Here is a 649-nt window from a genome sequence, read left to right as displayed (position 1 = left end):
ACCGAGCTGGATCAGCTGATAAACTGGACCAAAGGGGGCGATGTCGACGATGAGGATTTTGACTCCACCACCCTGATCCGTCGCGATATAATGGGTGATCCTCTGCACTCCCGCCCACTGGTTCTGAATTACGGGCCTCAGTCCGGCAACATGACGGATGCACCTGATCTGCGGATCCTGTTCGGGACCAATGCGGGTTTCTTGCATATGTTCAAGGACATAGGTAGCACAGTCGATGAGAGCTGGGCTGCCATTCCCTACGAGTTTTTGGCCAACCAGAAGGCACTGCGTGCCAATGCCGAGTCGGCAGATCACATCTATGGCGTAGATTCCTCTCCCGTGGCGCTCATCAAGGACGCCAATCGTAATGGTGTATTGAAAGCCTCCGAAAGCGACTTCGTCTGGGTATTTACCGGCTTGAGAAGCGGGGGCAAATCCTACTATGCCTTCGATATATCGAGTCCGAATACCCCGACCCTGAAATGGCGTTTGAATTCGCAGACGACGGGGTTCGGCGAACTGGGATTGACCTGGTCTGTGCCCGAGATCGCGTTCGTGCCTGGGGTCACAGATCCGGTTTTGATTTTTACCGGAGGCTATGACTCGAACAAGAATGCTCTGGGGCTGGGGGCGAGTGACAGCATGGGGC

1 pseudogene is annotated in these 649 nt (G+C 55.0%); it reads left to right on the top strand.

Features of this window, described 5'->3' with window-relative positions:
- A pseudogene (locus BN1137_RS22810) lies at nt 1-649 on the top strand (hypothetical protein); the annotation flags it as partial.

The organism is Aeromonas tecta, assembly GCF_000820185.1.
Classification (GTDB): domain Bacteria; phylum Pseudomonadota; class Gammaproteobacteria; order Enterobacterales; family Aeromonadaceae; genus Aeromonas; species Aeromonas tecta.
Note: the sequence above shows the minus strand (reverse complement) of the source record. Positions and strands in the feature narration are given on the sequence as shown.